A 24,086-nucleotide genomic window follows, 5' to 3' on the forward strand; every position below is an offset into this window, starting at 1 on the left:
AGAGTCGCCAGCGCCCTGTCCCAGGAACGGTGAGAAGGGTCCATGCGCACCACACAACATCCGGCGGGAACGAGAATTCCGAAGGTCGTCGTCGTCAACTCCGCGCTGGCCGCCTGCGTGTGGCTGGTGTGGGCGCTGGTGTGGGGACCGCGGTTCCTCGACGCCCTCCAGGCCAACTGGCCAGTGGCGCTCACGATGGTGTTCGGTTCGCTCATCGGCGGCGGGACCAGTGAGGGCGGCGGCGCGGTCTCCTTCCCGGTCATGACCAAGCTGCTCGGTGTCCCCGCCGACGAGGCCCGCGTCTTCACGTTCGCGATCCAGTCGGTCGGCATGACCGCGGCGTCGATCTCCATCCTGGCGTGCCGGGTGCCCATCGAGAGGCGCGTGGTGGTCTACGGTTCGGCCGCGGGCGTGGTCGGCGTGGTCGTCAGCGCCGTGTACCTGGCGCCCCTGGTGCCGCTCCCGATGGTCCGCGTGCTGTTCACGATGCTGCTCGTGGCGCTCGCCGTCGCGCTCCTGCTCCAGCTGTTCCAACGCGGGTACCGGAGGAACCCGGTCATCCCCGAGTGGACCGCCCGGGAACGGGCCCTGGTGGTCGGCACCGGGTTCGCGGGCGGACTGCTCAGCGGTGTGGCGGGCGTGGGCGAGAACTGCGTGATGTTCCTCCTCCTGGTGCTGCTGTTCCGTGTCTCGGAGAAGGTGAGCACGCCCACGACCGTGATCATGATGACCGTGGTCTCGCTCGCCGCGTTCGCCACGCACGTGTTCGTCATCGGGGACTTCACCGGGGCGGTGGTCGGCTACTGGGTGGCGGCCTCGCCCGTCGTCGCGGTCGGCGCGCCGCTGGGCGCGTGGATCTGTACGCGGCTCACGCCGTTCACGATCCGGATGATCCTGTTCGTGCTGATCGGGAGCGAACTGGTGAGCACGCTGCTGTTCGTGCCCTTCACACCCCTGCTGACGGTCCTGAGTCTGACGACGCTCGCCGTCTTCACGGTGCTCTGTGTGGCCTTCATCCGGACCGGCCGGTACGCGGCCCCACCGGCCGTGTCGGGAGAGGCCGACGGAGCCGGGACCCCGCAGCGGGCCGGAGCCCTGTGACGACGTCGCGGTCCGCCCCCGCCCGGGGGTTCCGGTCGGGGGCGGACCGCGAGGCGCGGGCCGGTGGGGCTCAGTCGTTGCCGGACTCGATGGCGGCGTGGTCGAGCAGGTCGCCGTCGCCGGAGCCCTCGCCGCGGGAGGCGATCGTCTCGGCGCCGCCCTCGGGCATCGCGCCGATCAGGCCGGTCGAGGCGGCCTGGGCCGCGCCGATGGTCGTGGGGTGGGCGCCCTCGCCGACCATGCCGATGCTGGCGTACTCCTCCAGCTTGGCGCGGGAGTCGGCGATGTCGAGGTTGCGCATGGTGAGCTGGCCGATGCGGTCGACCGGGCCGAACGCGGAGTCCTCGGTGCGCTCCATGGACAGCTTGTCCGGGTGGTAGCTGAACGCGGGGCCGCTGGTGTCGAGGATCGAGTAGTCCTCGCCCCGCCGCAGTCGCAGGGTCACCTCGCCGGTCACCGCGGTGCCCACCCAGCGCTGCAGCGACTCGCGCAGCATCAGGGCCTGCGGCTCCAGCCAGCGGCCCTCGTACATGAGCCGGCCGAGCCGCCGTCCCTCACTGTGGTAGGCCGCGAGGGTGTCCTCGTTGTGGATCGCGTTGACCAGCCGTTCGTAGGCCGCGTGCAGGAGCGCCATGCCCGGGGCCTCGTAGATGCCGCGGCTCTTGGCCTCGATGATGCGGTTCTCGATCTGGTCGGACATACCCAGGCCGTGGCGCCCGCCGATGGCGTTGGCCTCCAGAACCAGGTCGACGGCGGAGGGGAAGGACTTGCCGTTGAGGCTCACCGGACGCCCCTGCTCGAAGGCGATGGTGACGTCCTCGGCGGGGATCTCGACCTCGGGGTCCCAGAACCGCACGCCCATGATGGGGTCGACGATCTCGACACCCGTGTCGAGGTGTTCGAGGGACTTGGCCTCGTGCGTGGCGCCCCAGATGTTGGCGTCGGTGGAGTAGGCCTTCTCCGTGCTGTCCCGGTAGGGCAGACCGCGCTCGGTCAGCCACTCGGACATCTCCTTGCGGCCGCCGAGCTCGTTGACGAAGTCGGCGTCCAACCAGGGCTTGTAGATGCGCAGGGCGGGGTTGGCGAGCAGGCCGTAGCGGTAGAACCGCTCGATGTCGTTGCCCTTGAACGTGGAACCGTCGCCCCAGATCTGCACGCCGTCCTCGAGCATGGCGCGCACCAGCAGGGTGCCCGTGACCGCCCGCCCGAGCGGGGTGGTGTTGAAGTAGACGCGGCCACCGGACCGGATGTGGAACGCCCCGCAGGCCAGAGCGGCGAGCCCCTCCTCCACCAAGGCGGCGCGGCCGTCGACCAGGCGGGCGACCTCCGCCCCGTAGTCGGCGGCCCGCCCCGGCACCGAGGCGATGTCGGGTTCGTCGTACTGGCCGATGTCGGCGGTGTAGGCGCACGGGACGGCGCCCTTCTCGCGCATCCACGCGACCGCCACCGAGGTGTCGAGGCCGCCGGAGAAGGCGATCCCGACCCGTTCACCGACAGGGAGAGAGGTGAGTACCTTGGACATGGCAATAAGTATGCGTGAAAATGAATGATCATGCAAGACGGGCGTGGGAAGGCCCGGTGCACACCTCCCGCCCGCCGGGGCCGGGGAAGACCGGGAGGCCGCGCGTCCGCGTGGGCGCGCGGCCCGTCGGAGGTCAGAAACGGGCGGCGGCCAGAACCACGTCCACCAGCCGGTCGGCGGCGTCCGGCCGACCCAGCTCGCGGGCGCTGTCGGCCATGCGCCGACGGAGTTCGGGGTCGGCCAGCAGCGGCTCCACCGCCCGCCGGAGCCGCTCGGCGTCGACCTCGTCGAGCAGGGCGACCGCCGCGCCCGCCTCCTGGAGGTGGCGGGCGTTATGCCGTTGCTCGTCGCCCGCGGAGGTGGCCAGCGGGATCAGCGCGGCGGCCTTGCCGAGCGCGGTCAGCTCCGCGATCGTCCCCGCCCCGCTCCGCGAGATCACCACGTCGGCCAGGGCCAGCAGGTCGGGCAGTTCGGGGCCGACGAAGTCGGTCACGTGGTAACGGCCGCGCAGCTCGGGGGCCAGTTCCCGCGACGCCTCGCGCAGGGCCTCCAGGTTGGCGGCACCGCACTGGTGGACGACGTTGGCACGGGTGAGCAGCCACGGCAGCAGGTCGCGGACGGTTCCGTTGATCTGGACCGACCCCTGGGCCCCTCCGGTCACGTAGACGGTGGGCAGCGACGGGTCGTGGCCGTCGAACCCGAGCGCCTGGGCCGCCCGGTCCGCCCGGCCGCGCAGCACCTCCGGCCGGACCGGGTTGCCCGTGATCACCGCGCGGTCGCGCACGTCGTCGGGCAGCAGCTCCGTGCTCGACGGCGAGGACACCGCCACCCGGGCGGCCCGCCGCGCGAGCACCTTGTTCGCCAGCCCCAGGCGCACGGTCTGCTCGTGGACCACCAGCGGGCGGCGGCACATCGCCGCGCCCAGACCGACGGGGACCGCGACGTAGCCGCCGGTGGCCAGCACGACGTTCGGCGCGAAGTCCGTGATGAGCCGGCGCGCCTGGACCACGCCGCGCGGCACGTTGGCCATGTCCCGCAGATTCTCCCGGGAGAGCATCCTCAACGGGTTGGCCGCGCGGCGGACCTTGCCGACCTCCACCGACTCGAAGGCGATCCCGTTGGCCGCCGCCACACGCTCCTCCAGGCTGTTCGCGGCGCCCACCCACAGGACGTTCAGGGCGCCGCCCTCGGCTTCCAGCCGCTTTCGCAGGGTGTTGACGGCCGTCAGGGCGGGATAGGTGTGCCCGCCCGTTCCCCCGCCGGTCACGATCAGACGCAGTTCCTGGGTTCGGCTGTGGTTCACGGGTGTCCTGTTCTCTGCCCGGCCTCGGGAGCGCACGGGTCGGGGTCTCGTCGGTCGAAGGGGAGGCCCCCGCGGTCCGGTCGGGTCCCGCCGGGGTCGACAAGCACGGTAGCCGCCCACCGGACCCGGCGCACACGTGGCGGGCGGCCCCCGACGACCTCGTCCCCCGCCTCGCGGCAGCCCAGCTGGCCGCCGCCGACCGGACCCTGTTCCGACGGGTGCAGGAACTGACCCTCGGCGGATGGGACGACGCCCGGATCGCCGAGACCGTGGCTGCCTCCGCCGAACGGGCGTTCGCGCTCCTGGAGGGCTCCCTCAAGGACTACGCCGTGCGGTGACGGCGGGCGGAGGAGCGCCGGGGCGGCCCCTTCCGCCGCACCGCCCTTGCCCCCGAGCGGGTCTCTCGCGCTTTTCGCGCGTGTCGTGAAGGTTTTCCACAGAACCTCCGGACTCCGCTGCCGCACGTGTCCGGAAAGCTACGATGAGATCACACTCGGTGTCTGGCCCACGCACAGCTTCCAGGGAGGAAGCCGGAAGGAGCCACGTTGACGCGACCGACACGGGACCGGCCCGCCCCCGAGGGCACCGCGGCGCGGACCCGCGCCCCCCGTACCCTCCTCCTGAGCGGCGCGCTCGCCGCCGCGCTCACCGCCGTCCCGCTCCACGCGCCGCCCGCCGCCGCCGATCCGGGGTACGGCCACCGCAACGGGCCCGCGGAGTGCGCGGCCGATCCGCTCGCCCCGCCCAAGCGCGAGATGCGCGCCGAATGGATCGCGAGCGTGGTCAACATCGACTGGCCCAGCGAGCAGGGGCTCACCGCCGAGGAGCAGCGGGCCGAACTCGTCGAACTCTACGACGAGGCCCGCGCCAACGGGCTCAACGCCGTGTTCGTACAGATCCGTCCCACCGCCGACGCCTTCTGGCCCTCTCCGTACGAGCCGTGGTCGGAGTGGCTCACCGGTGAACAGGGGCGGGATCCCGGATACGACCCCCTGGAGTTCGCGGTCGAGGAGGCCCACGCCCGCAACCTGGAGTTCCACGGGTGGTTCAACCCCTACCGCGTGGCCATGCACGACGATCCGGACCGCCTGGTCGAGGACCACCCGGCCCGACGGAACCCGGACTGGGTGTTCGACTACGGCGGGCGCCTCTACTACGACCCGGGCGTCCCCGAGGTGCGCGAGTTCGTGATCCGGGCGATGACGCACGCGGTGGAGAACTACGATCTGGACGGCGTCCACTTCGACGACTACTTCTACCCCTATCCGGTGTCCGGGCGGGCCATCCCGGACCAGGACACCTTCGCCGAGTACGGCGGCGCCTACGACGACATCGGCGACTGGCGGCGCGACAACGTCAACCGCCTGGTGCGGGAGATGGGCGAGGCGGTGCACGCCGTCAAGCCGCACGTGCGGTTCGGCATCAGTCCGTTCGGGATCTGGCGCAACTCCTCCAGCGATCCGGACGGCTCCGACACCCGGGGGTTCGAGTCCTACGACGCCATCTACGCCGACAGTCGCAGATGGGTCCGCGAGGGGTGGCTCGACTACGTCAACCCCCAGGTCTACTGGGAGATCGGGCTGCCGATCGCCGACTACGCGGTGCTGGTCCCCTGGTGGGAGGAGGTCACCGCGGGCACCGGCACCCACCTGTACATCGGCCAGGCCGCCTACAAGGTCGGCAATGACGGTTCCTGGTCCGACCCGCGCGAACTCGCCCGGCACGTGGAGCTGAACCGGGAGCGCTCCGGGGTGCACGGCGACGTCTACTTCAGCGCCACCTCACTGCGCACCAACGCGGCCGACGCCATGGCCGTCCTCGCCCGGGAGCACTACGCCCACCCCGCCCTCATCCCGGTGACACCGGGTCGGGGCGGCCGGGCTCCCGGACGGCCGCTGCTGGTCGAGGCGCGCGAGACCGACGGCGAGGTCCGTCTGACCGTCCTCGCCGGTCGCGGCCAGGACCCCGCCTACTACGCGGTCTATGCACTCGACGGGCAGGACGGCCGCAGACCGGACCCGTGTCTGCTGGCGGACCCGCGCTCGATGGTCACCACCGTCCGTGCCTCGGGCGGCCGGGAGACGGTCCTGACGGTACCGGGCGGAGGAGAGCACACCTACCTCGTGACCGCGCTCGACCGGCTGCACCACGAGAGCCAGCCGAGCAACCCGCGCCGCCTTCCCTGATCCGGGCGGGCGGCCCCTCGGGTGGTGGAGGGCGACGAAGAGGGAGAAACCGCGCCGCAGGCGTCCGTCGAGGGTGACTCCCGCCGCGAAGCGGCCCCCGGGCGGTGGAGGGCGACGGGCGGGCAGGGCCCCAGCCGCACGGGCGCCCGAACACGGGCCGAAGCGCGGCGCAGGCCCGAGGCGAACACCGCCTACGCCCGGGCGGCCCTACGGCGGGGCGGCGCGGGCTCGATGCCGGGGTCGGGCACGTGCTCGGGAAGCTCGCGGTCGGTGAAGGGCAGGCGGGCCGGGTAGCCGATGGCCAGGGCCACGTGCCGCCCGGCCAGTTCCCGTGCCTCCGGGACGGTCAGCGCCGGGTCCCGGGCCAGAAGACGCACGGCCAGTCCGCCCAGCAGCGCGTGGGCGGCGGTGGCGGCCTCCTCCGGGTCGCAGGGACCGAAGTCCCCCGCGGCGACACCGTCACGGACCGCCGCCGCGAAGGGCTCGCGCATCCGGGCGTACAGGTCGGCCAGCGCCCCGGCCAGGTCGGCAGAGCGCACGGCGCGGCCCTCCAGCTCCGACCACAGCATCCATTCGCGCACGTCGTCCGGGGTGAGCGGTAGCCAGAAGTCGACCAGGTCGGCGACGCGCTCGGGCGGTGAGGTGCGTCCGACGTCGTCGGCCAGGTCGGCGAAGCGCGCGTGTTCGCGGTCCAGCGAGTGGGTGATGGCCGCGGCCAACAGCTGGGTGCGCGTGGCGAAGTGGTAGTGGATCAGGGCCGTGGACGACCGGGCGTGCCGGGCGATCTCGGCCAGACGGACGCCGTCGTATCCGTCCCTGGCGATGAGCTCGACGGCGGCGTCCAGGATGCGGGTGCGGCTGTCACTGGAGGTCATGGCGCCATTCTTTACCATCGGCGGCTTGTGTCGCAGCTCACCCTGACTTTAGGATCAGTTACATTGATTTTAAAGTCAGGACCCGAGGAGTACACATGCCCGACCCCCACGGCATCCGCCCGCCGAGCACGGGAGTGGCCACGGACGAGGTCTTCCAGGTCGAGACGCACGGCGCCGACCGCATCCCGCACGGCGACCGCCACGGCGGCCCTCGCGAACTCTTCTGGGTGTGGTTCGGCGCCAACCTGACCTTCACCTTCGTCATCAACGGCGCCCTCGTGGTCGGCTTCGGCCTCTCCTTCTGGGAGGCGACCGCGATCTTCCTCGTCGGCAACCTGGCCTTCTTCGCGGTCGGCGCCGCCTCGATCACCGGCGCCCGCACCGGGTCGCCCACCCTGGTCGTCGCCCGCGCCTCGTTCGGCCGCTGGGGCAACTACCCGGTCGCCGTGCTCAACTGGCTCGTCAGCATCGGCTACATCATCCTCAACACGGTCGTCGGGGTCCTGGCCCTGACCGTCCTGGCCGACACCGTCGGCCTGGGCGACGGCGCGGCGGTCCGCGTCATCGCCCTGGTCCTGATGATCGTGTGCACCGCCAGCGTCGCCATCTGGGGACACGCCACCGTCGAGGTCATGCAGCGCTGGCTGGGCGTGGGCCTGGTGGTGTGCACGGTCGTCCTGGGCGCCCTCGTGCTGCCGCAGGCCGACCTGTCCGCCACCGCCCCGACCGAGCCCCGCCTGTGGGCGTGGAGCCTGGGGCTGGTCGTCGCCGTCTCCGGCGGAGCCCTGTCCTACATCGCCATCTGCGCCGACTTCACCCGCTACCTGCCCGCCGCCAGCCGGGCGCGCGGCATCACCCTGGCCACCGGACTGGGCGCGGCGCTGCCCTCGGTCGCTCTGGGCGTCATCGGCATCGCCGCCGCCACCCGGGTCGGGATCGGTGGCGACACCGACCCCGTCGAGGCCGTCGCGGGTCTACTGCCGGTGTGGTTCCAGATCCCGTTCCTGCTGGTCGTGGTGGGCGGCTCGGTCACCAACACGATCATGACCCTCTACTCCTCCGGCCTGAACCTCCAGGTCCTCGGTGTGCCGCTGAAGCGGGCCCGGACCGTGCTGATCCAGGTCGTCCTGGTCACCACGGGGTCGGCGGTCGCTCTGTTCGTCGTCGACTTCACCTCGGCCGTGCTGTCCCTGCTGTCGGTCATGGTCGTGGTCTTCACGCCCTGGGCCGGGGTGTTCCTCACCGACGCCGCCCTGCGTCGCGCCCGCTACGACGACGCCGGGCTGCACGATCTCCACGGCGGCCCCTACCGCTACACCCGCGGCTTCCACCGCTCCGGCCTGGTCGCCCTGGCCGCGGGCACCGTGTTCTCGACGCTGGCCGCCGACTCCGAACTGTGGCTCGGCCCGCTGGCCGCTGCCGCCGGCGCGGACCTGTCCCTGCTGGGCGGACCGGTCGCCGGAGCCGTCTACTACCTGCTCGTCCGGCGCCGGGTGGGTCCGCACACCGCCCCCGGACCGAACACCACCGCAACCACCACCGAAGGAGACCGTCCATGACCCGTTTCGCACCGTTGTTCGGCCCCGACATCACGTTCCTCGGCATCGACCGGTGTGACCTCGACGAGCCCGCCACCTGGGCCGACTCCGAGGCGGTCATCATGGGGGTGCCGTTCGACGGAGGCACCTCCTACCGGGCGGGCACGCGCTTCGGCCCGCGGGCGCTCCGGGGCACCGACTACCTGCCGCACGACGGCCGGCGGCCGCACCTGGCGGTCCGCGCCGACGGCCTGGTCGAGCTCAACGTCAGGGACGCGGGCGACGTCGACTGCTTCAACGGCGACATCGAGGGGATGGTCGCCAACGTCCGCCGGGCCGTGACCACGGTGGCCGCGGCCGGGAAGATCCCCGTCATGCTCGGCGGCGACCACACCATCGCCCTGCCCGACGTGCAGGGCGTGGCCAGCCACCACGGGTGGGGGCGCGTGTCGGTGATCCACTTCGACGCGCACGCCGACACCGGCGACATCGACTTCGGCTCCCTGCTCGGTCACGGGCTGCCCATGCGTCGGCTGATCGAGTCGGGGGCCGTGCGCGGCGACCGGTTCATCCAGATGGGGCTGCGCGGGTACTGGCCGGAGGAGGAGACGCTGTCCTGGATGGCGCGGCAGGGGATGCGCTGCTACGAGATGAGCGAGATGGACGCGCGCGGCCTCAACACCTGTCTGGACGAGGCCTTCGCCCTGGCCACCGACGAGTGCGAGGGCGTGTTCCTGTCGGTCGACGTGGACGTCGTCGACCCCGGGATGGCCCCGGGCACCGGGACCCCGGAGCCGGGCGGCCTCACCTCGCGCCAGCTGCTCGACGCCGTGCGCCGTATCTGTGTGGAGCTGCCCGTGGTCGGCGTGGACATCGTGGAGGTGTCCCCGGACCACGACCACGCGGACGTCACCGCGATGCTGGGCAACCGCGTCGTGCTGGAGGCGCTGTCGGGGATCGCCGCCCGTCGCCGGGGACAGGGCTGGGACCCCACCCGTCCGATGCTGGGCGGCCGCTGACCCGGCCCCTCGCACCGCGACCGCCGGGCCCCGTACGTCCGGGGCCCGGCACCGCTCCGGGAACGTCCATGACGGCGGGGCGTGGTGTGACGTCCCGCTCCCCGGCCTCCCCTGTGGGCGCCCCCGGCGAATCCGGGTCTAACGTGGGGTGAACACCGGCAGGAGGAGGACACCGTGGCGCAGGCGCACCACATGCGGATCGGCGAGGTGGCGGAACGCACGGGGCTGTCCCTGCGCACGATCCGCTACTACGGCGAGGTCGACCTCGTCGTGCCCTCCGCGCGCTCACGCGGCGGGTACCGGCTCTACACCGAGACCGACGTCGACCGCCTCCAGCTGATCAAGCGGATGAAGCCGCTCGGGTTCAGCCTGGACGAGACCCGTGAGCTCCTGGCCGCCGTCGACGGACTCAGCGCGGACGACACCGACGAGGACGAGCGCGCCGCCCTGGCCGAGCGGCTCGACTCCTTCGAGGCGGCCATCGCCGACCGCTGTGTCACCCTGCGACGTCAACTGGAGATGGCCGAGGAGTTCGCCGAACGTCTACGACGGCGGCGCGCCGGTCGCGCCGCGTCCGCCTGACGCCCGATCCGTCCGGCCGCGCCTCCCGCCCGGCCCCGAGCGGGTGATCGGAAGGTGTGAACCACTCGGGCGTTCCGCACTGATCATCACACAGCGTCATCGGCGACGAAACACCGGTGTGATCCACGTTTCCGGCTGTTGTCAGGCGGAACGACACCGACCGCCGCCCCTGTGAGAGTTGTCTCAGTCGCGCACAGTGACACCAACCCTCACGTAACGGTAGGGTCGTTCGCGTTGGGCCCACTCGTCACGATCCCGTCCAACCCTCCTTCTTCCCGGCGCGTCCCGTGGGGCGACACGCTCCCACCAGCGCGGCCGGGCACGCGGCGACGCGGCCGCGCTCCGGGGCACCCACCCGTGCCGCACCGGAACCCCAGGCGCCACCCCTTCACCACCACCGGTGTGGGTCGCCGCGCGCCGTCACCGCACACCTGACCCGAACATCGCGGCCCCACCCGTCGGGCTGCCCGACCCCAGATGGGTTCCATGAATCTGCCTGTGAAGACCCGCACCGGGTCGCTCAAGTCCAAGATCCCGGGCGTGGCCCGACTGCGCACCGAGGTCCTGGCCGGTCTGGTCGTCGCCCTCGCGTTGATCCCCGAGGCCATCGCCTTCTCCATCATCGCCGGGGTCGACCCCCGCGTCGGGCTGTACGCCTCCTTCGTCATGGCCGTCTCGATCGCCTTCCTGGGCGGGCGCCCCGCCATGATCTCGGCGGCCACCGGCGCCATGGCCCTGGTCGCGGCCCCCCTGTCCAAGGAATACGGGGTCGACTACCTGCTGGCCGCCACCATCCTGGCCGGAATCATCCAGGTCGTCCTCGGCCTGCTCGGGGTGGCCAAGCTCATGCGGTTCGTGCCCCCGTCGGTGATGACCGGGTTCATCAACGCCCTGGCCATCCTCATCTTCCTGGCCCAGATACCCCACCTGGTGGGCGTGGGCGTGCCGATCTACGTCATGGTCGCCGTCGGGTTGGCCATCATCTTCGGCCTGCCCTACCTGACCAAGGCCGTCCCCGCGCCGCTGGTGGCGATCGTCGTACTGACCGTGGCCTCCCTCGCGTTGGGCATCAACGCCCGCACCGTCGGGGACATGGGCGAGCTGCCCGACAGCGTCCCCGTCCCGTTCCTGCCCGACGTGCCCTTCACCCTGGACACCCTCACCCTCATCGCCCCCTACGCCCTGACGTTGGCGCTGGTGGGTCTGATGGAGTCGCTGATGACCGCCAAGGTCGTCGACGAGCAGACCGAGACCAGTTCCAACCACGCCCGCGAGGCCCGCGGGCAGGGCATCGCCAACGTCATCGTCGGCTTCTTCGGCGGTATGGCCGGGTGCGCCATGATCGGCCAGACCATGATCAACGTCTCCTCCGGCGCCCGCACCCGGATCTCGACGTTCCTGGCCGGGCTCTTCCTGCTGATCCTGTGCGTCGGCCTGGGTGACATCGTCGGCATGATCCCGATGGCCGCCCTGGTCGCGGTGATGATCTTCGTGTCGATCGTCACCTTCGACTGGCACAGCATCGCCCCCCGAACGGTCCGGCGCATGCCCTGGACCGAGACCCTGGTCATGGTCGTCACCGTCGGCGTCGTGGTCTACACCCACAACCTTGCGTTCGGGGTGATCGTCGGCGTGATCGTGTCGATGGTGCTCTTCGCGCAGAAGGCCGCCACCCAGGCCGACGTGACCAGCGTGCTGGACCCCGAGGGCGGCACACGGGTGTACACGGTGCACGGCGAGCTGTTCTTCGCCTCCACCAACCAGCTGGTGGGCCGGTTCGACTACGCCGAGAAGGACCTGACCAAGGTCATCGTGGACATGTCCGAGGCCCACGTGTGGGACTCCTCCGCGGTGGCCGCCCTGGACCACGTGGCCGAGCACTTCCGCAGGCACGACGTCGAGGTCGAGATCACCGGCCTCAACCAGCCCAGCCAACGGCTGCACACCGAACTGACCGGCACCCTGTCCGGCGGACACTGACCGACCGGGCCCGCCAGGCGGCACCGACGGCTGACCGGCTCGGCCGTCAGTGCCGCCGCGCTCCGAACCGGTCGGCGCGGAAGGGCTCCAGGACGGCGGGACGGGCGCCCTCCACCAGGAAGGCGGCCAGCGCCTCGGCCGCCGGTGCGGACAGGGTCAGCCCGAGCATGGAGTACCCGGTGGCCACGTAGGCGTTGGCGTACCCCGGGAGTCGGTCGACGACGGGCAGGCCGTCGGGGGTGAGGGGGCGCTCCCCCGCCCAGGCGTGCCGTCGGTCCGTCCAGTCCGCGCCGACGATCATCGGCGCGGCGCCGCGTGTGATGGCGTCGATCCGGGCAGGGTCGGGCCGGATGGGGCCGCGGCCGAAGTCCATGCCGCCCGACACGCGCAGCCGTCCGCTCATGGGGGCGCACGCCACGTGCGCGTCGAGCAGCAGGGTGGACGCCCGGGGCAGCCGCTCTACGGGCACGTCGAAGCTGTACCCCCGGCCGCCGACGACCGGGACGCGCCGCCCCAACCGGGTGGTGAGCGCGGCGGCCTTGGCGCCGGTCGCGACCACGAGCGCGCCCACCGGGCGCTCCCCCGCCGTCGTCCGCACGGCGTCGACCACCCCGCCGCGCGTCCTGACGTCGGTCACGGCCACCCCCTCCTCGACCGGGACGCCGCCCGCCCGCAGGTGCGCGGTCAGCCCGGCGACGAGGCTGGCCGGTTCGGTCTGGACGTGGTCGCGCAGGAGCGCCCCCGCGCGCACGCGGTCGGACAGGGCCGGTTCGATCTCGCGCAGCCGGTCCCCGTCCAGGGCGGTGGTGGGCAGGTCGAAGCCCGCCTCGCGCAGGGGTTCGAGGGAGCCGAGGTAGGCCCGGACCGCCTCCGGTTCCCGGGCGACGGCGAGGAAGTCGGTCCGGGTGCGGGTGAACTCGACCCCGTCCTCGGCGAGCTGGTCCAGGAGGGGGAGGGCACGGGTGCCCAGCGCGGCGAGCGCGCGGGCGCCGCGGGCGTGGCGGGCCCGGGTGCAGTTGCGCAGGAACCGCAGGAACCACGGGGAGAGGAGGGGCAGCGCGTCGGGGGCGATCCGCAGCGGGGCGTCCGGGTCGCGGAAGGCCCGGAGGGCGTCCCCGAGAAGGACGGGATCGGGCAGGGGCCCGGCCTGGGCCGGGTTGACCCAGCCCGCGTTGCCGTGGGAGGCGCCCGCACCCGGGTGGCGGGAGTCCACGACCGCGACGTCGACCCCCCGTCTGCGCAGCTGGTGGGCGATGTTGAGCCCGGCCACGCCGGCGCCGACGACGAGCACCCCCATCTCACCTGCGGGCATGGCACGACTCCTCTCGGTGATGGACCCCCGTGGTGTTGCACTGCCCGCCTGGGCGGTGGGGAAACGGCCGCACCGGTGTGCGGCGGTCGGGCTACCGGACGGTAGGAATGGAGGCGGCGCGCATCTTCCGAGCCCCGTGACCCCCGAGGAGACTCCCCATGTCCACCGCCCCCACCCGAACCGCCCTCGTGACCGGTGCGTCCTCCGGCATCGGCGCGGCCGTCGCCGCCGCCCTGGTGCGGCGCGGGTACCGCGTGTACGGCACCAGCCGCAGGCCCGAGGCGGTCACCGCCCCGGTCCCCGGTGTGGAGTACCTGGCGCTGGACCTGACCGACGACGCGTCGATCGAGGCGTGTGCCGCCGCCGCGGGGCCGGTGGACGTACTGGTCAACAATGCCGGGGAGAGTCAGAGCGGGCCGCTGGAGGAGTTGCCGACGGCGGCCCTGGAACGGGTGTTCCGGACCAACGTGTTCGGGGCGGTGCGCCTGACCCAGCTCGTGCTGCCGGGGATGCGGGAGCGGCGTTACGGGCGCGTGGTGATGGTGGGGTCGATGCTGGCCAGCTTCCCGCTCGCCTTCCGGTCGTCGTACGTGGCGACCAAGGCGGCGATCAAGGGGTTCGCCGACGCGCTGCGCCGCGAGGTGTCGCCCTACGGGGTCGGTGTGACGACGGTGGAGCCGGGGTCGATCAACACGGGCATCAGCGAACGGCGGACGCAGTACCTGGCGGCGGACTCGCCGTTCGCCGACGAGTACCAGACGATGCTCAGCGCGCTCAACGCCAACGAGACGCGGGGGATCTCGGCGGACACGGTCGCCCGGACCATCGTGCGCGCGATCGAGGCGGACCAGCCGCGCCCGCTGTACGCGGTGGGCAGCAACGCCCCGCTGGTGTTCGCCCTGCGGCGGCTGTTCCCGCGCTCGGTCGTGCTGCGGATGGTCTCGCGCAGACACGGACTCTGACACGGGCGCGTGGGTCCCCGCGGTGTCGGCGGCCTGGGGCAGGATGTGGTGGGCGACCCACACCGATCCGGGGAGTCCACCGTGAAGCAGCAGGTCCACTTCGTCACCCTCGCCACCGCCGACCTCGACGCCGCCCGGTCCTTCTACTGCGACGGACTCGGCTGGCAGCGGCTCCTGGACGTGCCCGGCGAGATCGTCTTCTTCCAGATCGCGCCGGGCGTGGTCCTGGGGTTGTTCGACGCTGAGAAGTTCGACCGCGACCTCGGCGGCGCGACGGGCGTGACGGGGACGGCCGGCGCGTCCGGGGTGACGTTGGCGCACAACGTCGACAGCCCCGAGGAGGTCGAGGAGACCGTGGCGCTGATGGCGGCGGCGGGCGGTTCGGTGCTCAAGCGCCCCCAGCCGGGGGAGTTCGGCGGGGTCTTCCACGCCCACGTGCAGGACCCCAACGGGGTGGTGTGGGAGATCGCGCACAACCCGGGGTGGCGGGTCGACGAGAACGGCGACGTCGTCTTCGGCTGATCTGCGCCCGATAGGTTGGGGCCGTATCGAACAACGCGAAGGGTGCGACATGAGCGTCGTCAAGTTCAACGTCCTGACCGTCCCCGAGGGCGCGGGAGCCACCCTGGAGGAGCGCTTCGCCAAGCGGGCGGGGCTGGTGGAGAACCAGCCGGGGTTCGAGGAGTTCCAGCTGCTCCGCCCCGTCGAGGGCACCGACCGGTACCTGGTCTACACCCGGTGGCGGTCGGAGGAGGACTTCCAGAACTGGGTGGACAGCCAGGACTTCCGGCACGGGCACGCCCAGGCCGCGCGGGAGTCCGGGCGGAGCGGCCACGGGCACGGCGGCGCGGAGGGGGACGGGCCCGCCGCGACCGGAAGCGAGCTGTGGGGCTTCGAGGTCGTCCAGCGGGTCTCCGGCCGGGCGTAGCCCGGCGCACGGCGTGCGAGGGGGCCGGACCCCGGTCGGGTCCGGCCCCGGCTGGACGGGGCGTTCAGCTCTTGATCTCCCGCTTCCGGCCGCCGCCACCGGTGATGCTGATCCGGCGCGGCTTGGCCTTCTCCGCCACGGGGATGGTCACCGTGAGCACGCCGTCGGCGTACTCGGCGGACATGTTGTCGGTGTCCAGTTCCTCGCCGAGGTAGAGCTGCCGGGAGAACTTCCCCGAGGGCCGCTCGGCCACGACGGCCTCGCTCCCCTCGGGAACCGTCAGCGGACGCTCCGCCTTGCAGGTGAGGACGTTCCGCTCGATCTCCAGGTCGATGGAGTCGGCCCGGACCCCGGGCAGGTCGAACCGCACGACGAACTCGTCGCCCTCGCGGTAGGCGTCGATCGGCATGACGACGGGGTGGACCGCGTCGCCGAGGAGACGCTGGGTGATCCGCTCGAACTCCTGGAACGGGTCGGTGCGCATGAGCATCATGACGACCTCCAGGTTCGTGAATCGAACCGAGATTGCCTCACGTTCGCTTCATTCCAGCAAAGCCCGTCGGATAAACCGTGCACCGCCCGCCACGGCCCCGCCGGTACCGCCCGCCCCCTCGGGGGCACCGGACCGGCTGCGGGACGCCTCCGCGCCGGAGGTCACGGGTCCGTCACGACCTGCCCCCGGAGCCCCCTCGCCGCCGTACCGACAGCGGGCGCACCCGGGCGGGTTCGGCCACCATCTCCCGTCTCAGGGAGCGCAGAAGGGCCGCCATCATGATGAAGGCGATGACGAAGAACGGCAGGCCGAACACGATGATGGTCTGCTGGAGGGCGTCCAGTCCGCCCACGCCGGAGGCGGTGAGCACGGTGGCGGCGACCACCCCCTCGGCCACCCCCCAGAAGACCCGCTGTCGGGTGGGGTTCTTCGCCTCCCCCGAACACAGCATGTCCACCACCAGGGACGCCGAGTCCGAGGAGGTGGTGAAGAAGATGACGACGATGAGGATCGAGACCGCCGACAGCAGGGTCGTCAGCGGGTAGTGCTCCAGGAACGCGAACAGCGCGCCGGGCAGGTCCTCCTCCACCACGACCGCCTGGACGAGCCCTCCCCCTCCGTGCATCTCGATGTCGAAGGACGACAGCCCGAACACGCTGAACCACACGATGCTGAACGCGGTCGGGATGAACAGGACCCCGATCACGAACTCGCGGATGGTGCGGCCCTTGGAGACCCGGGCGATGAAGATGCCCACGAACGGTGACCACGTGATCGTCCAGGCCCAGTAGAAGACGGTCCAGGAGCCCTGCCAGCCGGTGTCGCCGAAGGTGTCGTTCCAGAACGACAGCGGGATGAGCGCCTCCAGGTACACGCCGGTGGTCTCGATGATCCCGCGGGCGAGGAAGACCGACGAGCCCAGCACGAACACGTAGGCGAGCAGTGCCACGGCCATGACGATGTTCATGGTCGACAGCCACTTGATGCCGACGTCCAGACCGGAGGCGACCGAGGCCACCGCGATGCAGGTGACGATGGTGATGAGCGCGAGCTGGGTCACCCGGTTCTCGGAGACCCCGAACAGCTCGTTGAGGCCGCTGTTGATCTGCATCGTGCCGAGGCCGATGGTGACCGCCACCCCGAACAGGGTGCCCAGGACGGCGACGATGTCGACGGTCCGCCCGGCAGGCCCGCTGATCCGGTCGCCGATGAACGGGTGGAGGACGGAGCTGAGCCGGAACGGCAGCCCCCTGCGGTACACGAAGTAGGCGAAGGCGAGCGCGGGCAGGCAGAAGATCGTCCAGGTGTGCAGGCCGAAGTGGTAGAGCGTGAACCCCATGGCCTGCCGGGCCGCCTCCACCGACTCCGGTTCCACGTCCGCCCTGGGCGGGTCCGCGTAGTGGCTGATCGGCTCGGCCACCCCCCAGAACATGAGGATGCTCCCGATCCCGGCCGCGAACAGCATGCAGAACCAGATGAAGTCGTTGTACTCCGGCTTGCTGTCCTGCGGCCCGAGCCGGACGTGGCCGTACCGGCTGAGGGCGATTCCGATAAGGAAGACGAGGAATGTGGTGACGCCGAGGATGTAGAGCCATCCGAGGTTGGTGAGAATCCACCCGGACACGGCTCCGAAAGCGGTGTCGACGGCGTCGGTGAAGACGATCGCGCTCACCACGAAGACGATGGCCAACGCGGCGGAGACGGAGAAGATGACCGGATCCGTCCGCAGCCCCAGCCGTTGTGTGATTCTGTCGAGCATCCCGTGTGCTTTCTGGTGTCGGTGGCCCGCTCCACCGCGCCGGGGCGGGCCCTGACACCCGCTCCGGCCTCGCACGATACAACGGACGTTGGAAAGCCGGACGGCACCGTTCCGAGGCTTCGGCGAGCGTCTCTTATGCCCTCCCCCAAAATCCCGGAAAGCACACGGTGAAATCCCCGACAATCCCCTGAGAGGGATTGTTTCGAAGTGATCCGTCGTTTTTTGGGGTGAAGTATCACAATATTTCAGACAAGGGACGGCGCGATCATCGTCCCCTCCGCACCCGGTTCTCCCCATGAAAAGGGCGCGCACGCCGTGCGGCGTGCGCGCCCTCCGGCCCTTCGGGGCCGTCAGGCGTGGTTGAACGTGGCCGGGTCCGGGCCGATCCGGCCGTCACGGTCGAGCGCGGAGACCGCCGCCATGTCGCCGCCGTCGAGCTCGAAGTCGAAGACGTCGATGTTCTCGCGGATGCGCGCGGGGGTCACGGACTTGGGGATGACGATGTTGCCGAGCTGGAGGTGCCAGCGCAGCACGACCTGGGCGGGTCTCTTGCCGTGCTTGGCCGCCAGCCGGGTCAGCACCGGGTCCTCCAGCAGCCCCTTGCCCTGGCCGAGCGGGCTCCACGCCTCGGTGCGGACGCCATGCGCGTCGTTGGCGGCGCGCATGGCCTCCTGGGACAGGTACGGGTGCAGCTCGATCTGGTTGACCGCCGGGACGGTCCCGGTCTCGGCGACCAGCCGGTCCAGGTGCTCGGCGGTGAAGTTGGAGACGCCGATCGAGCGGGCGCGCCCCTCGTCGCGGATCCGCTCCAGGGCCCGCCAGGTCTCGACGTACAGGTCTCGCGCCGGGGTCGGCCAGTGGATCAGGTACAGGTCGACGTAGTCCGTGCCGAGGCGGTCGAGGCTGGCGTCGAAGGCCTTCAGCGTGCGGTCGAAGCCCTGGTCGTCGTTCCACAGCTTCGTCGTGACGAACAGGTCCTCCCTGGGCAGGCCGGACTGCGCGACGGCCCTGCCCACGCCCGCCTCGTTGGCGTACAGCTTGGCGGTGTCGATGGACCGGTAACCGGCCTCCAGCGCGGTGGTGACGGCCCGCTGGGCCTCGTCGTCGGAAACCTGCCAGACGCCGAAACCCAGTTGCGGCATGGAACGGCCGTCGTTCAACGTGACGTGCTGCATGGATCTCTCTCCGGTGGTGGGGCTGACGGTCGGTGGTGCCGGGTCCGCGGCGCGGCCCCGGCCGGGCCCTCAGGATCCCAGACGCACCAGCATCTTGCCGGTGTTGGCCCCGCGCATCATGTCGAGGAAGCCGTCGACCGCGTGGTCGATCCCGTCGACGACGGTGCGCTCCGCCCGCAGCGAGCCCTCGGCCAGCCAGGTCGCGGCGCGCCGGGCGTACTCCCCGAACAGGTCGTAGTGGTCGCCGACGATGAACCCGCGCAGGGTGAGCCGCTTGCCCACCGCGAGGAAGAGGTTGTCCGGGCCGGGCACCGGCTCGGTCGCGTTGTACATGGAGATGGCCCCGCACAGCGCGATCCGCCCGTGGGTGCGCGCCGCGCCGATCGCCGCGCGCAGGTGGTCTCCGCCGACGTTGTCGAAGTAGACGTCGATCCCGTCGGGGGCGGCCTCGGCCAGCTGGCCCTTCAGGTCGCCCTCGCGGTAGTCGATCGCCGCGTCGTAGCCGAACTCCTCCAGCAGACGGCGCTTCTTCTCCGGACCGCCCGCCGAACCGATGACACGGGAGGCGCCGAGCTGGCGCGCGATCTGCCCGGCGAGGCTGCCGACCGCGCCCGCCGCGCCCGAGACGAACACGACGTCGCCCTCCTCGACCGGGGCGACCCGGGTCAGACCCGCGTAGGCGGTGAGTCCGACCATGCCCAGGACACCCAGGTAGTCCTCCGCGGCCGCCTGGTCGGTATCGACCACGCGCACCGCGTCCGCGTCCAGCAGGGCGTACTCGCGCCAGCCGCCCGTGTGCAGGACGGTGGCGCCGACGGGGACGGCGTCGCTGCCCGAGGCGGTCACGGTGCCGACGGCCCCGCCCTCCATCACCTCGCCGAGGCGGAAGGGGGGCACGTAGGACTCGGTGTCGTTCATCCGACCGCGCATGTACGGGTCGACGGACATCCAGTCGTTGCGGACCAGGACCTGCCCGGGGCCGGGGTCGGCGACGGAGGTCTCGACCAGGGCGAAGTCCCCGGGCTTCGGTTCGCCGACCGGACGCGCGACGAGGTGGACTTCCCTGCTGGTGACGGACATGGTGCTTCCTCTTGCCTGGGATCGGGTGGTACGTGTCGCGCGGTCAGGCGCGCACCCGCCCACGGTAGACCTGACCCTGATCGCGTTACCAATAGAAATGCCTGAGGTCGGCATAGATTTTTCTATGGGAATGTCGGCCGGTGAGCGGGATCCGCGGCCACCGTGCGGGAATCGCCGTCCTGTGGGCCGGCCCATGTGACCAGGGGCACCGCGCGAGGCCGGTCACCGGGTCCGCCGAGGCGCGGGCCGTGGCGGTGCGGACGCGAACCATCGGGCTCGCCCCGTGGTCCCATGGGTGAGGACGTTACCCGGAGCACGGAGGGGGTCGGTTCGATGGTCGGGCGGGAGGCGGCGTGGGAGGCGGAGCCGGACCGCGCACGTGAGCGCACGGGCCGACGGCGGAACCCGGTCGTGACCGTGGCGGTCTGGGCGACGGCGGTCGCCTTCGCCGTGTTCGCCCTCGTCCGGCTGTTCGGCTGGGAGCGGGGGTACCCGCTGGTGCCCCTTCTGGCCTTCACCCCGTACGTGCTGGCGGCCGGGCTCCCGGCCGTGCTCGTCGCCGCCCTGCTCCGCCGATGGATCCCGCTGGCGGCGCTGGCCGTGGCCGTGACCGTGCTGGCGGCGGTGGTGGTGCCGCGCACGATCGGCTTCGGGGTCTTCGTGTCGGGCGACGTGGCGGTGCGGCTCCTGACGTTGAACGTCCTGGGCGGCGGTGTGGACGCCGACGACGTGGTGGAACTCGTCCGTGACCGCGAGGTGGACGTCCTGGCCCTCCAGGAGGTCACCCCGGAGGTGGTGGACGGTCTGGACGCGGCGGGTCTGGGCGAGCGGCTGCCGCACGCGGTCGACCACTCCGCCCCCGGCCCGTACGGCAGCAGCATCCACTCGGTCTTCCCCCTGACCGACCTGGGCGACCCGGGACGGGAGGTCGGCGGGTTCCACATGGCGCACGCGAGTTTCGAGGTGCCCGGGTACGAGGAGGAGATGGCGGGGTACGGTTGGGACCCGCCCCCGGTGGAGGTGGTGTCGGTGCATCCCGTGCCCCCGCACTCGGCGGAGAGCCTGCCCCTGTGGCGGGCGGGCCTGGCCGCGCTCCCGGCGCAGGACGAGATCGACGGGTTCGGGATCCTGGCGGGGGACTTCAACGCCACCCTCGACCACGCCCGGATGCGCGAGGTCCTGGACTCGGGTTACACCAGTGCCGCCCAGGTCCACGGCGCGGGGCTGGTCGGAACCTGGCCCGCCGACGGACCGCCGCGGGTCACCATCGACCACGTGCTGGTGCCGGGCTGGGAGATCGGGGTCGAGGAGTACGAGGTGCTGGACGTGGACGGCACCGACCACCGGGGGATCCTCGCCGAACTGACACTCCCCGGCTGGCGGTAGCGTGCGTCGGGAACACAGCGACCGATCGGAGGAACGCGTGGGCGACTACGCCGAGGCGACCGTCCTGTTCGACCTGGACGGGGTCCTGGTCGACTCCGGGGCGAGCATCGCCGCGGGACTCACCGCGTGGGCACGGGAGCGCGGTCTGGACGTGGGGGAGGTGCTGCGGCACCACGCGGGCCGCACCGACCTCGATCTGGTCCGCCTCGTCGCCCCGCACCTGGCCCCGGGGGCGGAGGCGCACCGGATCCAGGCCCACGAGGTGGCCCGGGCGGAGGACGTCGACGCGATGCCGCACGCCCGCGAGCTGATCGCCGGGCTCGACGCCCGGCGCCGCCCCTGGGCGATCGTGACCTCCGGCGGCGACCTGATCGCGCACGCCCGCCTGGAGGCGGCGGGGCTGCCGTTCCCCGAGGTGTTGGTGACCGCCGACCACGTTACGGAGGGCAAGCCGCATCCGGCCCCGTACCTGCTGGGGGCCGAGCGGATGGGGACCGCGCCCGAGCGCTGCGTGGTGGTGGAGGACTCCCCGTCGGGTGTGCGGGCGGGCCGGAGCGCGGGGATGCCGGTCATCGCCGTGGCCTCCACCCACACGCCCGAGGAGCTGGCGGAGGCGACCGTGGTGGCGGCCGACCTGCGCGAGGTGGCCGACCTGCTGCTCTGACCGGGGCCGCGGTCCGGGCCGTGGCCGGGAACGGGTGGGGGGTCGACGAGTGGTACCGCATCGACACCCCCGATCCGCGTGCTTTCGGATGGTTCGCTACGTTTGCCGCATCCGAGTCGAGGAGATCCCGTGACCGAACCCGTCACCTTCGCCCCCGCCCGCGCCGAGGACGTTCCGGCGATCGTCGCGCTGCTCGCCGACGACCAACTGGGAGCGGCCCGTGAGGACGCGACCGACCCCACGCCCTACCTCACCGCGTTCGAGGCGATCGACGCCGATCCCGGAGAGCTGCTCATGGTCGGCCGCCGCGACGGCCGGGTGGTCGCCACCTTCCAGCTCTCCTTCATCCCCGGCCTGTCCCGGGGCGGGGCGATCCGCGCCCAGATCGAGGCGGTGCGGGTGCACGCCGACGAGCGCGGCAACGGGGTCGGGGCCGACCTCATGGCCTGGGCCGAGGCGGAGGCTCGCCGACGCGGGTGCGCGCTGCTCCAACTCACCTCGGACGCCACGCGTGAGGACGCGCACCGCTTCTACGAGCGGCTGGGCTACGTCCCCTCGCACGTCGGCTTCAAGAAGCGCCTGACCTGACCGCCCCGCCACCGGTGACCGGATCGGTCCGGCCACCGGCGCGATCGTGTCTACCGCGGACCGGGGCCGCGCCGCCACGATCGACCCATGGCACACGCACTCCTCGTCATCGACGCCCAGCAGTCCTTCCTCCGGCGCGAGAGCTGGACGGCCGCCTCCGACCCGGACGTCGCCGACCGGATCGCCGTCCTGGTCGACCACGCCCGCGAGCGGGGCGACCTGGTGGTCTGGGTCCTGCACGCAGAGCCCGGCACCGGCACCGTCTTCGACCCCGACCGCGGGTTCGTCGAACTCATGGACGGGCTCGTCCCGCGCACGGGCGAACCGGTGCGCACCAAGAGCGTGCACAACGCGATCACCGGCGCCGACCTGCACGGGTACCTGACCGAGCGCGCCGTGGACGAGGTCACCGTCTGCGGCGTGCGCACCGAGCAGTGCTGCGAGACCACCGCCCGGGTCGCCTCCGACCTCGGCTACCGGGTGACGTTCGCGGTGGACGCCACCGCCACCGAGCCGATCGAGGCCCCCGGCGCCCCCGCAGGCCGCTCCCTGGAGGAGGTCCTGGCCGACCCCGCCACCCTGCTCCCCGACGCGATCATCCGGCGGACCGTGTACGCGCTCTCGGGCCGGTTCGCCGAGGTGCGCACGGTCGCCGAGATCACCGAGGGGGCCGCTACACTGACCGGATCGTGACCACTGTCGTCTTCCTCCTCACACCGGGCCTGCACCTGCTCGACCTCGCGGGCCCGGCGCAGGTGTTCTCCACCGCCGCGACCCTGCTGGGACCGGAGTACCGGACCCGGTACGTCGCCGAGCGCCCGGAGGTCCCCACCGCCCAGGGCGTGACCCTGCTCGCCGAGACCTCCTGGCCCGAGCTGGGGACGGACGACCTGGTCCTGGTCCCGGGGTGGCGCACCGGGGGCACCGCCGTGCGCCGGGTGCTGTCCGACGCCCGGGCCCGTGCCCTGGCCGCCCACCACGCGGCGGGCGGCACCGTGGCGAGCGTGTGCTCGGGGGCCTTCGCCCTGGCCGAGGCGGGGCTGCTCGACGGGCGGCGCTGCACCACCCACCACGAACTCCAGGCGCTGCTGGCGCGGAGCCACCCCCGGGCACGCGTGGTGCCCGACGTGCTGTACGTGACCGACGGCGGCGTCGTGACGTCGGCGGGGATCGCCAGCGGCATCGATCTCGCGCTGCACCTGGTCACCGTCCGGCACGGCCCCTCGGCGGCGGCGTCGGTGGCGCGGCAGATGGTGGTCTACGCACGCCGCAACGGCGACGAACCGCAGGCCAGCGCCATGCTGCGGCACCGGGGGCACGTGGTGGACGTCGTGCACCGGGTGCAGGACGCCATCGACGCGCGGTACCGGTCGCCGTTGCGGCTGGGGGAGCTGGCCGCGGCGGCCGGGGTGAGCGAGCGTACGCTGACGCGCGCGTTCACGTCGGCGACCGGGCTGACGCCGCTGCGGTACCAGCAGGCGCTGCGGTTGGAGCACGCCGAGCACCTGATCGGCACCGGGGAGACCGTGGAGGGGGCGGCGCGGGCGGTCGGTTTCCAGGACGCCCGGATGCTGCGACGGCTGCGGTCGCGCTCCGCCGCCGGGACGTCCTGACCGACGGCCGGCCCCCGAGG

At 72.1% G+C, this 24,086-nt stretch carries 23 protein-coding genes; 15 read left to right on the forward strand and 8 right to left on the reverse strand.

What is annotated here, in order from left to right:
* Nucleotides 1–42 precede the first annotated feature (42 nt).
* Complete coding sequence (locus DVR05_RS05510) at nucleotides 43–1,101, forward strand: TSUP family transporter (RefSeq protein ID WP_116244716.1); 1,059 nt, start codon at nucleotides 43–45, stop codon at nucleotides 1,099–1,101.
* A gap of 70 nt (nucleotides 1,102–1,171) precedes the next feature.
* Here the strand turns inward: DVR05_RS05510 and argG are convergent, their stop codons facing one another.
* Together argG and DVR05_RS05520 are read right to left on the reverse strand one after the other, a co-directional pair.
* A complete protein-coding gene (argG, locus tag DVR05_RS05515) occupies nucleotides 1,172–2,623 on the reverse strand; it encodes an argininosuccinate synthase (RefSeq protein WP_116244717.1) in 1,452 nt (483 codons plus the stop codon).
* A gap of 133 nt (nucleotides 2,624–2,756) precedes the next feature.
* Entirely contained in the window at nucleotides 2,757–3,926 is a 1,170-nt protein-coding gene (locus DVR05_RS05520) for a glycosyltransferase (protein ID WP_232832001.1), read from the reverse strand.
* Between the two features lie 2 nt (nucleotides 3,927–3,928).
* Here DVR05_RS05520 and DVR05_RS26930 point away from each other — a divergent pair, with 2 nt between their 5' ends.
* Entirely contained in the window at nucleotides 3,929–4,264 is a 336-nt protein-coding gene (locus DVR05_RS26930; RefSeq protein ID WP_198659056.1) for a hypothetical protein, read from the forward strand.
* Nucleotides 4,265–4,471: 207 nt separating this feature from the next.
* Entirely contained in the window at nucleotides 4,472–6,112 is a 1,641-nt protein-coding gene (locus DVR05_RS05530) for a glycoside hydrolase family 10 protein (protein ID WP_116244718.1), read from the forward strand.
* Nucleotides 6,113–6,303: 191 nt separating this feature from the next.
* On the opposite strand, the gene DVR05_RS05535 is transcribed toward DVR05_RS05530, so the two are convergent.
* Nucleotides 6,304–6,987, reverse strand: a complete 684-nt coding sequence (locus DVR05_RS05535; RefSeq protein WP_116244719.1) for a TetR/AcrR family transcriptional regulator — start codon at nucleotides 6,985–6,987, stop codon at nucleotides 6,304–6,306.
* 95 nt (nucleotides 6,988–7,082) lie between these two features.
* On the opposite strand from DVR05_RS05535, the gene DVR05_RS05540 reads away from it, so the two are divergent.
* From DVR05_RS05540 to DVR05_RS05555, 4 genes are all read left to right on the forward strand, one after another.
* Complete coding sequence (locus tag DVR05_RS05540; RefSeq protein WP_116244720.1) at nucleotides 7,083–8,546, forward strand: cytosine permease; 1,464 nt, start codon at nucleotides 7,083–7,085, stop codon at nucleotides 8,544–8,546.
* Complete coding sequence (gene speB, locus DVR05_RS05545) at nucleotides 8,543–9,544, forward strand: agmatinase (protein WP_116244721.1); 1,002 nt, start codon at nucleotides 8,543–8,545, stop codon at nucleotides 9,542–9,544. The genes DVR05_RS05540 and speB overlap by 4 nt, the downstream gene beginning before the upstream one ends.
* Nucleotides 9,545–9,718: 174 nt before the next feature.
* Nucleotides 9,719–10,126 carry a MerR family transcriptional regulator gene (locus DVR05_RS05550; protein WP_116244722.1) on the forward strand — a complete coding sequence of 136 codons (408 nt, stop codon included), beginning with the start codon at nucleotides 9,719–9,721 and terminating at the stop codon, nucleotides 10,124–10,126.
* Nucleotides 10,127–10,603: 477 nt separating this feature from the next.
* Nucleotides 10,604–12,106 (forward strand): SulP family inorganic anion transporter, encoded by a 1,503-nt coding sequence (locus DVR05_RS05555; protein ID WP_116244723.1) that lies wholly within the window; start codon nucleotides 10,604–10,606, stop codon nucleotides 12,104–12,106.
* A 46-nt stretch (nucleotides 12,107–12,152) separates the two neighbouring features.
* Here DVR05_RS05555 and DVR05_RS05560 read toward each other — a convergent pair whose 3' ends face one another.
* Complete coding sequence (locus tag DVR05_RS05560) at nucleotides 12,153–13,418, reverse strand: FAD-binding oxidoreductase (RefSeq protein ID WP_116244724.1); 1,266 nt, start codon at nucleotides 13,416–13,418, stop codon at nucleotides 12,153–12,155.
* 158 nt (nucleotides 13,419–13,576) lie between these two features.
* Between DVR05_RS05560 and DVR05_RS05565 the strand changes: the two genes are divergently transcribed.
* The 3 genes from DVR05_RS05565 (at nucleotide 13,577) to DVR05_RS05575 (ending at nucleotide 15,308) form a co-directional block, all read left to right on the forward strand.
* Nucleotides 13,577–14,380, forward strand: coding sequence for an SDR family oxidoreductase (locus tag DVR05_RS05565; RefSeq protein WP_116244725.1), 804 nt, complete (start codon nucleotides 13,577–13,579; stop codon nucleotides 14,378–14,380).
* Between the two features lie 81 nt (nucleotides 14,381–14,461).
* On the forward strand, nucleotides 14,462–14,902 hold the full coding sequence (locus DVR05_RS05570) for a VOC family protein (protein WP_116244932.1): 441 nt from the start codon (nucleotides 14,462–14,464) through the stop codon (nucleotides 14,900–14,902).
* A gap of 49 nt (nucleotides 14,903–14,951) precedes the next feature.
* Nucleotides 14,952–15,308 carry an antibiotic biosynthesis monooxygenase gene (locus DVR05_RS05575; protein WP_116244726.1) on the forward strand — a complete coding sequence of 119 codons (357 nt, stop codon included), beginning with the start codon at nucleotides 14,952–14,954 and terminating at the stop codon, nucleotides 15,306–15,308.
* Nucleotides 15,309–15,372: 64 nt separating this feature from the next.
* On the opposite strand, the gene DVR05_RS05580 is transcribed toward DVR05_RS05575, so the two are convergent.
* From DVR05_RS05580 to DVR05_RS05595, 4 genes are all read right to left on the reverse strand, one after another.
* Nucleotides 15,373–15,801, reverse strand: coding sequence for an Hsp20/alpha crystallin family protein (locus DVR05_RS05580; protein ID WP_116244727.1), 429 nt, complete (start codon nucleotides 15,799–15,801; stop codon nucleotides 15,373–15,375).
* 172 nt (nucleotides 15,802–15,973) lie between these two features.
* A complete protein-coding gene (locus DVR05_RS05585; RefSeq protein WP_116244728.1) occupies nucleotides 15,974–17,560 on the reverse strand; it encodes a BCCT family transporter in 1,587 nt (528 codons plus the stop codon).
* A gap of 350 nt (nucleotides 17,561–17,910) precedes the next feature.
* The gene (locus DVR05_RS05590) at nucleotides 17,911–18,735 is read right to left on the reverse strand and encodes an aldo/keto reductase (RefSeq protein ID WP_116244729.1); all 825 of its coding nucleotides are present in this window, start codon (nucleotides 18,733–18,735) and stop codon (nucleotides 17,911–17,913) included.
* 69 nt (nucleotides 18,736–18,804) lie between these two features.
* Nucleotides 18,805–19,815: an NADP-dependent oxidoreductase gene (locus DVR05_RS05595; protein ID WP_116244730.1), complete on the reverse strand. Its 1,011-nt coding sequence runs from the start codon at nucleotides 19,813–19,815 to the stop codon at nucleotides 18,805–18,807.
* Nucleotides 19,816–20,106: 291 nt separating this feature from the next.
* Here DVR05_RS05595 and DVR05_RS05600 point away from each other — a divergent pair, with 291 nt between their 5' ends.
* From DVR05_RS05600 to DVR05_RS05620, 5 genes are all read left to right on the forward strand, one after another.
* On the forward strand, nucleotides 20,107–21,201 hold the full coding sequence (locus DVR05_RS05600; RefSeq protein ID WP_232832002.1) for an endonuclease/exonuclease/phosphatase family protein: 1,095 nt from the start codon (nucleotides 20,107–20,109) through the stop codon (nucleotides 21,199–21,201).
* A 37-nt stretch (nucleotides 21,202–21,238) separates the two neighbouring features.
* On the forward strand, nucleotides 21,239–21,865 hold the full coding sequence (locus DVR05_RS05605; protein WP_116244731.1) for an HAD family phosphatase: 627 nt from the start codon (nucleotides 21,239–21,241) through the stop codon (nucleotides 21,863–21,865).
* Between the two features lie 129 nt (nucleotides 21,866–21,994).
* Nucleotides 21,995–22,453, forward strand: a complete 459-nt coding sequence (locus tag DVR05_RS05610; protein WP_116244732.1) for a GNAT family N-acetyltransferase — start codon at nucleotides 21,995–21,997, stop codon at nucleotides 22,451–22,453.
* 87 nt (nucleotides 22,454–22,540) lie between these two features.
* A complete protein-coding gene (locus DVR05_RS05615) occupies nucleotides 22,541–23,146 on the forward strand; it encodes an isochorismatase family protein (protein WP_116244733.1) in 606 nt (201 codons plus the stop codon).
* Entirely contained in the window at nucleotides 23,143–24,066 is a 924-nt protein-coding gene (locus DVR05_RS05620) for a GlxA family transcriptional regulator (protein ID WP_116244734.1), read from the forward strand. Before DVR05_RS05615 ends, DVR05_RS05620 begins: the two co-directional genes overlap by 4 nt.
* The last annotated feature ends 20 nt before the right edge of the window (nucleotides 24,067–24,086 follow it).

Source organism: Nocardiopsis sp. FIRDI 009, from assembly GCF_003386285.1.
Taxonomy (GTDB): Bacteria; Actinomycetota; Actinomycetes; order Streptosporangiales; family Streptosporangiaceae; genus Nocardiopsis.